The sequence below is a fragment of the Candidatus Planktophila sp. genome (genome assembly GCF_046070465.1).
Lineage (GTDB): Bacteria > Actinomycetota > Actinomycetes > Nanopelagicales > Nanopelagicaceae > Planktophila.
This window is the reverse complement of sequence record NZ_JBJTMK010000107.1, coordinates 1-7,697: the sequence shown is the minus strand read 5'-3', so window position 1 is coordinate 7,697 and position 7,697 is coordinate 1. Positions and strand designations below refer to the sequence as shown.

The following is a 7,697-nucleotide window of genomic DNA, read 5'->3' as shown; positions in this document are numbered from 1 at the left end:
GTGGGCACGTTGCCACAGAGCACCTTCGCCTTCTCCTTGCCGACGACGAAGTCCTGACCGGAGCCTGCCACAGTCAGCTTCGTGCCCGCGAGGGTCTGGTGCGTGCCGGCCAGCTGGTCAGGCGACAGTTTCCCCGCCACCACGTGGTTCGTGAGGATCTTCGTCAGGGTCGGCTTGTCGGCGAGCACCTTCTTGAGGTCGGCCGCGGGGATCTTGGCGAACGCGTCGTTGACCGGCGCGAAGACGGTGATCTCGGGGGCCGAGTTGAGCGTGTCGACGAGCCCGGCGGCCTTGACGGCGGTGACGAGCGTCGAGAGCAGCGGGTTGTTGCCGGCGGCGGTGGCGACCGGGTCGGTGGCCATGCCGTTGAACGAGCCCTTGCCGTCCTTCGGCACGGCCGCGCAGCCCTCACCGAAGACCGCGGACGCGGCGTCCATCGACTCGGACGAGCTCATCGTCTCCGAGGGCGTCGGGGTCATGGCGTCGGACGTGGCGGACGAGCTCGCAGCGGGCGTGTTGCCAGCGCCGGCAGAGGCCGTGTTGTCGGTCGAGCTGCCGCAAGCGGCGAGGCCGAGCGGCAGGGCGATGGCGAGGGCGACGAGCCCGGTGCGGGTCTTCATGGTCTTCATCTGGATCACTCCTGGTGTGTGGGGGTGGTGCGCAGTCAGAGGTAGTTCGGTGCGCTCGCACTTCTGGATTGCTTGCAGGACAACCTTTTTCGTTTCGGCTTCTCACGGACTGGCGTCAGGTGACGGTCACCACGACCTCCTGTATGCCGCTCGACCCGCTGGGGAACGGCGTCGCTCGCTCGGCCTCCTGGACGCGGCCCTGCCGGTCGGTAGCGCGGACCGAGAGCCGGTGCAGCCCGGGCGCGGCGTCCCACGGCAAGTACCACTGCCGCCAGTAGTCGACGCCGACGTCGGGTCCGAGTTTCGTTGGCTGCCAAGCCCCGTCGTCGACCTTGACCTCGACCCGGCCGATGCCCCGGTGCTGCGCCCACGCGACCCCGCCGATCGCGACCCGTCCCGCACGGATCGTCGACAGGGGCGCCGGCGTGTCGATTCGGGCGCTCGTCCTGACGGGGGCATCGGTCGCCCACTGCCGCTTGGTCCAGTACGCCTGTTGCGCGGCATACGTGGTCAGCGTCAGCTTGGTGAGCCACTTCGTCGCACCGACGAAGCCGTAGAGTCCGGGCGTCACCAGGCGGGCGGGGAAGCCGTGGACGTCACTGAGCTGGGCGCCGTTCATGCCGACGGCGACCATGGCGTCGCGGCCGTCGCGGACGGCGGCGAGCGGGGTGCTGATGGTGAAGCCGTCGACCGCGGTGCTGAGCAGCTGGTCGGGCGATCCCGTGACGCCGGCGCGGTCCAGCAGGTCGGTGAGGCGGACGCCGAGCCAGCGGGCCGCGCCGACGTAGGAGCCGCCGACCTCGTTGGAGACGCACGTCATGGTGATGTCGCGCTCGACGAGCGGCATGGCGGTGAGCTCCGCGAACGTCATCGTGAAGGGTCGCTCGACCATGCCGTCGACCTCGAGCTGCCAGGTCTCGACGTCGACCTGCGGCACCATGAGGTTGGTGTCGATCCGGTAGAACTTCTCGGTCGGGGTCTGCAGTGGGCTGATGCCCGGCACTGTCGCCTCGAGCCCACGCGGCAGTGGAGCGGCGGCCTCAGCCGGCCGAGGCAGCACGAGCTTCCTCGCGGCGCGGGCCCCGGCGCGCAGCTGTCCGCCCGCCGCGGCGAGGACCGACAGGGCCGCCACCCCGGCCGCCCCGCCGAGGAACCGGCGTCGGGCGAGACCGCCGGGGGCGACGCGCGGCGCTTCGGCCAGGCGCCGCAGCACGACGAGGACGACGACGCCCACGACCGTCGCCGCGGCCGCCGGTAGTGCGTCACGCGGGCTGGCGGCGGGCCGGAGCAGGGCAGCGGCACCCGCGAGCGCGGTGAGCAGCATGATCACGGCGACGCCGACCGGCATACGTCGGCGGGTCAGAAGCCCCGCGACGGCCGCGAGCACCAGCGTGCCGGCGAGCACCGACCCCTGCAGGACCACCTTGTCGGCGGTGCCGAACGTCGCGATCGCCCACTCCTTGACGGGCGTCGGCGTGAGGTCGATGACGGTCGAGCCGATGGCGAGGACCGGTGACGCCGCGGGTGACACGAAGCCGGCGACGAGGTGGCCGGCGGCGATGCCCGCCACCGCGGCGAGGATCCCGCACAGGGCGAGGCGTAGTCGTGTCATGCACCGTCGTTCGGCGCCGCCGCCCCGACCGGATGGTCTGCGGAGCCGTCGTGCGGGGCGGCGGCCTCAGCCGCGCAGCAGGCGACGGATCGTCGTGCCGTAGGCGAGGCGGGCGACGAGCGCGACCACCGGGTCGAGCAGCGCGGGGACCGGACGCACCCGGATGGCCTGCTCCCACTGGACCCGGGAGCCGGCGGGCGTGGGCAGGACGGCCACGTCGATCTGCCCGCGAACGACGTTGCCCTCCTCGCGGATCCGCGCGGACCCAGCGCTACCGTCGAACGGCGCGGCGATCTGGTCCACCACCATCCGGTCGTCGAAGCCGAGCGGCCCGATGGCGGTGCGAGCGACGAACCGGGAGCCCGCCTGCAGCCCGTCGGCCGTGAGCACCTCACCCCGCAGCGTGGTCAGCGGGATGACGCGGGTGTGGGCCCGCAGGTCGAGCAGGCGCCGCCACGCCTCGTCGGCGGGAAGACCGGTCTCGACCACGACGGAGAAGCGCGCCATGCGCACCAGTCTCCTGTACGCCGGCACCAGCCGGACGCCATGACAACTGTCACGTGCAGGTCGTGACCATTGCACCTGACGAGGGGTGTCCCGGCTTGGGAGAGTGACAGCGTGAGCACACAGACCACAGCGACCGCGCCGGCCATCGAGCTGCGTGGCCTCGTGAAGACCTTCGCGCCGGCTCGCGGCTCCCGCGACAGCGAGGTGCGCGCCGTCGACGCCATCGACCTGCGCATCGAGCCGGGCGAGATCGTCGCGTTCCTCGGCCCGAACGGTGCCGGCAAGACCACGACCCTCGACATGGTGCTCGGCCTCACAGAGCCGACGAGCGGCACCGTGGAGGTCTTCGGCATCCGCCCCCGCGAGGCCGTGGTCTCCGGGGCCGTCTCGGCGGTCCTGCAGACCGGCGGGCTGCTGCGCGACCTCACCGTCCGCGAGACGGTCCGCATGATCGCCTCGACGTATGCCGCCCACTCGCCGGTCGACGAGGTCATCGGCCGTGCGGGGCTGACGACGCTCGCCGACCGCCGGGTGTCCAAGTGCTCGGGCGGCGAGCAGCAGCGACTGCGGTTCGCGCTCGCCCTGCTGCCCGACCCCCGCCTGCTCATCCTCGACGAGCCGACGGCCGGCATGGACGTCACGGCCCGCCGGGACTTCTGGGACACCATGCACGCCGACGCCAGCGCCGGCCGCACGGTCGTCTTCGCGACGCACTACCTCGAGGAGGCCGACGCCTTCGCCGACCGCATCGTCCTCATCGCCGGTGGTCGCATCGTGGCCGACGGCACGACGGCCGAGATCCGTTCGCGCGGCAGCGGTCGCACCGTGTCGGCGACCCTGCCGGACAGTTTCCGGGCCGAAGCCTTCGCAGCCCTGCGAGCGACGAACGGCGTGAGCGCGGTCGACGAGCGCGGTTCGCGTGTCGTCGTGACCGCGACGGACTCCGACGCGGTGGCCCGGCTGCTGCTGGGCGACCTCGGCGGCAGCGACCTCGAGATCGTCACCGCCGGCCTCGAGCAGGCCTTCATGGCCCTCACCGGTGACGACAGGAAGGGCGCCGCCGACGCCAGGGGCGACCATCCCGATCACCCCGCGCACCACGACCAGGAGCTCGTCCGATGAACGCGACCTTCACGCTGCTCGAGATGCGCCGGATCACGCGCGACTGGGCAGGCATGTTCTTCACCGCCGTGCTGCCGGCCTTCTTCTACCTGATCTTCGGATCGACCGTCGACGCCAAGAGCGCCGACATCGGCAACGGCAACGTCGCCATGTACGTGATGATCAGCATGGCGGCATACGGGGCCGTCACGGCGACGACGAGCATCGGTGGCAACGCCGCGGTCGAACGGGTGCAGGGCTGGGGCCGCCAGCTGGGACTGACGCCGCTCGCCGACAGCTCGTACATCGCCATGAAGGCGCTCATCGCGATGACGGTCGCGGCCGTGCCGATCCTGCTCACCTACCTCCTCGGCGCGGTGACCGGCGCCAAGGGGTCGGCGGGTGCGTGGGCCCTGAGCGCCGCGCTCGTGCTCGTCGGCTCGTCGGTCTTCGCCCTCTACGGCCTCCTCATCGGCACGGCGTTCCGCTCCGAGGCGGCCGTCGGCGCCGCCGCGGGCACCCTCGTCATCTTCGCCTTCCTGGGCAACCTCTTCATCCCCCTGTCGGGCGCGCTGCTCTCGTTCGCCAAGCTGACCCCCCTCTACGGGTATGCCGCCCTGGCCCGCTACCCGCTCACCGAGGGCTTCCTGCCCGACGGGTCGCGCGACCCTCTGTGGCTGCCGATCACGAACGTGGCCGTCTGGGCGGTCGTGTTCGGAGTGCTCGCAACGGTGCTCGTGCGGCGCGGCCGGGAACGCCAGTGACCGCACCCGAGGTACCGGCGTCCGGGCACATATCAGTCGCTTCTTGCGAGATCGCCACCTTTCGATTCCGCTCAAGCGCGTTACTGGCCAAGTTGCGATAGAGAAGTCTGGTGAAGCAATTCTGACCTCAACTTCTCCCACTTTGCAGAAAATCATAGATTGGACACTTACCTGGAGCGATAACTTGCTCGCAGAACGCGTAGCAAGATTGGCCTCAGCCGCAGCTGGCAATACTCTCGATGATAAAGGCGTAGCACTCACTTTTGCCACCATGCTGACAGAGATGGGAATCAGTACTTCTCATCTCGTCGTCAAAGATGCCAGCGGTTTGTCTAAAGAGAATCGAGTGACTGCACGTCAAATCTCTCAGCTATTAATGGTGATTTATCACGATCCTAAGTTCATTCCACTGATATCAGGATTACCTGTTGGGGGAGTAACGGGAACTCTGCAACATCGATTTATTGAAACGGCACCTACTGCAGTGGGATTAGTCAAAGCGAAAACAGGAACGCTCAACGGAACAACCAATCTTGCAGGATATGTTGAATCAGGCGACCATCAATATATTTTTGTCATCATTGCAGATCGACATAGCAAGAGTTATTCGGTAACAAAGAAAGTACGGGCAACAGTGGATCGGATTCTTGGAATGATAGCTACACCTTTAGAAGTCCAACGCAATGCACCACTATTACCCGTACTACCTTCCGCTCCCTCAAGCGAATCGGTTACTGCTACAAATTAATTAAGCTCTTTCACCACGTTCGTGGTGCTCACGACCTTCATGATCATCGCCATCGTGATTAGGACGATCACCATAGTCATCGTCATCACCATATTCATCGCCATCGTGACCAGACTTGGCTACTCCACCTTGCGTTGGATCTTGAATACCTGGTGCAGTGACACCAGTCGGCGCAGAAGGTGTAGCTGAAGCTGCTGGTTCTGCAGTTTGTGTTGCAGTCGAATTATCAACTGTGGCGACAGAGGCTAGTGCGCTTTGACTGCTGCTCTGAGTATTCTCGGAAGCGTTTGCGAAGAATGCGCCTGTCGCAATCACCGCACCTGTAACCAGTACGGCAGCTATCGGGAGAACCTTGTTGACCTTAGTGACCTGAGCGGATGGGGCATCGCCATCGACGAGCTCAAACCATCCTGGCTTCTGTGGCTGTGATTCCTGTGTCATCGTTCGCTCCTTTGATTGCTCCTTGCTATGGCCTAAAAGTAAGGAATCTCTCTGTGAAAGCACTGAGAACTAGCGTGAAGTACCCTGCCAATCGCGTAATAGGCTAAGCGTGTGACGACCCTGCGCGCCTATATCGATCTCATGAAGCTCCGCGTGGTTGAGCTCTTGATCATCACCACGGTCCCGGCGGTCGTTCTGGCTCAAGGCGGATTCCCATCCTTGGCGCTCTTGGCTTGGACTCTCTGTGGTGGAACCCTGGCAGCCGGATCGGCCAATGCATTCAATATGGTGATTGAATCCGAGCGCGATAAATTGATGAAGCGCACAGCAAAGCGCCCCATCGTTACCGGTGCAGTTACACGCACCCAGGCGACAATTTTTGCTATTGCAATCGGAGCTCTCTCGCTCGTAATCTTTTATATTTTTACAACGGTTCTTGCCACAATTCTTACAGCGGTTGCCATTGCGTACTACGTTGTTATTTATACGATTGCGCTCAAACCAAATACTTCGCAGAACATTGTCTGGGGCGGAGCCGCAGGTTGCATGCCCGTCCTCATTGGCTGGGCAGCAGTAACAAATTCATTGTCTCTTGTTCCGCTCGCTTTCTTCTTGGTGATTTTCTTCTGGACTCCGCCACATTTCTGGGCGCTTGCAATTAAATACAAAGATGATTATTCAGCGGCAGGAATTCCCATGTTGCCATCTGTTGCAACTCGAGCAAATGTCATTGGCCAGATGTGGTTCCACACAATCGCGATGGTTATCTGTTCAACTGCCCTTATTCAATTAGCAGAACTTCCGGTCTGGACACTCATGGCGACAGTTGCTCTCGGTGCAGTATTTACTTTCCAACTCTTTGCCCTGAAAGAGAATTCAGATAACTACAACAAAGTTGCGGGTGGAATCTTCCACTGGTCAATTACTTACTTGACCTTGCTCTCAATTTTGTTGGTAGTTGCTCAGCTCTTAAGCGCTTGATCCAAATCCTTGATCAAGTCATTGAGATGCTCAAGTCCTACGGAAAGTCGCAAGACTGAAGGCGTAATGCCCATCTCTGCTTGAACATCAGGTGACAATCGACGGTGCGTTGTCGATGCTGGGTGGGTAATCAATGATTTGCTATCTCCAAGGTTGTTAGAGATATCGATAATGCGCAGGGCATCCATGAACTTAAAGGCATCCTTCTGCGAGCCGTTAAATTCGATGCCGATTGTCGTTCCACCACCGGTCATCTGCTTCTTGATTACGGCACGATCTGGATGCGAATCAAGACCTGGATACTTCACGCTCTTAATTCCAGGATGCTTTTCGAGGAATTCTGCAATCGCTTGTGCATTCTCGTTCATACGTTGAACACGCATATCCATAGTCTCAAGCGACTTGAGAAGAACCCATGCATTAAATGCGCTGAGGGCAGGACCGGTATGTCGAGTAAAGGGAAGGAGCTTCTCTTGGATGTATGAGAATGAACCAAGGAGTGCACCGGCAAGAACGCGGCCCTGACCATCAATATGTTTTGTTGCCGAATACATGACAACATCGGCGCCAAGTTCGAGCGGACGCTGTAAGACAGGTGAGGCCATCACGTTATCGACAATTACAGTTGCGCCAACTTTATGAGCCAAGTCGCTGACAGCACGGATATCAGTAATTTCCATGAGTGGATTACTTGGCGTTTCAATGAATACAGCCTTTGTTGGCTTTGAGAGCGCTTGCTCCCACGCAGCAAGATCATTTGCCTTCACAAGCTCGTAGGTGACGCCCCACTTAGGCAAAATTTCGGTAATGATCACGTGGCATGAACTGAACATGGCTGCTGAGGCAACGATGTGATCTCCGGCTTCAACGATGCAGGCGAGTGAAGCAAAAGCTGCAGCCATTCCTGAACCAAA

At 62.6% G+C, this 7,697-nt stretch carries 9 protein-coding genes; 4 read left to right on the top strand and 5 right to left on the bottom strand.

What is annotated here, in order from left to right; all coding sequences use genetic code 11:
- The 3 genes from ACKOVI_RS04945 to ACKOVI_RS04935 all read right to left on the bottom strand — a co-directional run.
- Positions 1-629, bottom strand: a 629-nt coding sequence (locus tag ACKOVI_RS04945; RefSeq protein ID WP_509602953.1) for a fasciclin domain-containing protein, incomplete at its 3' end; no start/stop codon positions are given.
- Positions 630-744: 115 nt separating this feature from the next.
- Entirely contained in the window at positions 745-2,241 is a 1,497-nt protein-coding gene (locus ACKOVI_RS04940) for a molybdopterin-dependent oxidoreductase (protein ID WP_509602952.1), read from the bottom strand.
- Positions 2,242-2,307: 66 nt separating this feature from the next.
- On the bottom strand, positions 2,308-2,748 hold the full coding sequence (locus ACKOVI_RS04935; protein ID WP_509602951.1) for an SRPBCC family protein: 441 nt from the start codon (positions 2,746-2,748) through the stop codon (positions 2,308-2,310).
- A 111-nt stretch (positions 2,749-2,859) separates the two neighbouring features.
- On the opposite strand from ACKOVI_RS04935, the gene ACKOVI_RS04930 reads away from it, so the two are divergent.
- Genes ACKOVI_RS04930 through ACKOVI_RS04920 form a run of 3 tightly spaced genes read left to right on the top strand, consistent with a single transcriptional unit; the run spans position 2,860 to position 5,361 of the window.
- Entirely contained in the window at positions 2,860-3,870 is a 1,011-nt protein-coding gene (locus tag ACKOVI_RS04930) for an ABC transporter ATP-binding protein (protein ID WP_509602950.1), read from the top strand.
- Complete coding sequence (locus ACKOVI_RS04925; RefSeq protein ID WP_509602949.1) at positions 3,867-4,613, top strand: ABC transporter permease; 747 nt, start codon at positions 3,867-3,869, stop codon at positions 4,611-4,613. Before ACKOVI_RS04930 ends, ACKOVI_RS04925 begins: the two co-directional genes overlap by 4 nt.
- Before the next feature lie 43 nt (positions 4,614-4,656).
- Positions 4,657-5,361 carry a D-alanyl-D-alanine carboxypeptidase gene (locus ACKOVI_RS04920; RefSeq protein WP_509602948.1) on the top strand — a complete coding sequence of 235 codons (705 nt, stop codon included), beginning with the start codon at positions 4,657-4,659 and terminating at the stop codon, positions 5,359-5,361.
- On the opposite strand, the gene ACKOVI_RS04915 is transcribed toward ACKOVI_RS04920, so the two are convergent.
- Positions 5,362-5,802 (bottom strand): hypothetical protein, encoded by a 441-nt coding sequence (locus ACKOVI_RS04915; protein ID WP_509602947.1) that lies wholly within the window; start codon positions 5,800-5,802, stop codon positions 5,362-5,364.
- A 111-nt stretch (positions 5,803-5,913) separates the two neighbouring features.
- On the opposite strand from ACKOVI_RS04915, the gene ACKOVI_RS04910 reads away from it, so the two are divergent.
- Positions 5,914-6,783, top strand: coding sequence for a heme o synthase (locus ACKOVI_RS04910; RefSeq protein WP_509602946.1), 870 nt, complete (start codon positions 5,914-5,916; stop codon positions 6,781-6,783).
- On the opposite strand, the gene ACKOVI_RS04905 is transcribed toward ACKOVI_RS04910, so the two are convergent.
- On the bottom strand, positions 6,765-7,697 hold a 933-nt coding region (locus ACKOVI_RS04905), incomplete at its 5' end, for a trans-sulfuration enzyme family protein (protein WP_509602945.1). The genes ACKOVI_RS04910 and ACKOVI_RS04905 overlap by 19 nt on opposite strands.

What these genes read in the sequence shown, in the direction of transcription:
- ACKOVI_RS04940 (WP_509602952.1), bottom strand. Translation starts at nt 2,241, where the DNA reads ATGACACGACTACGCCTCGCCCTGTGCGGGATCCTCGCCGCGGTGGCG.
- ACKOVI_RS04935 (WP_509602951.1), bottom strand. Translation starts at nt 2,748, where the DNA reads ATGGCGCGCTTCTCCGTCGTGGTCGAGACCGGTCTTCCCGCCGACGAG.
- ACKOVI_RS04925 (WP_509602949.1), top strand. Translation starts at nt 3,867, where the DNA reads ATGAACGCGACCTTCACGCTGCTCGAGATGCGCCGGATCACGCGCGAC.
- ACKOVI_RS04915 (WP_509602947.1), bottom strand. Translation starts at nt 5,802, where the DNA reads ATGACACAGGAATCACAGCCACAGAAGCCAGGATGGTTTGAGCTCGTC.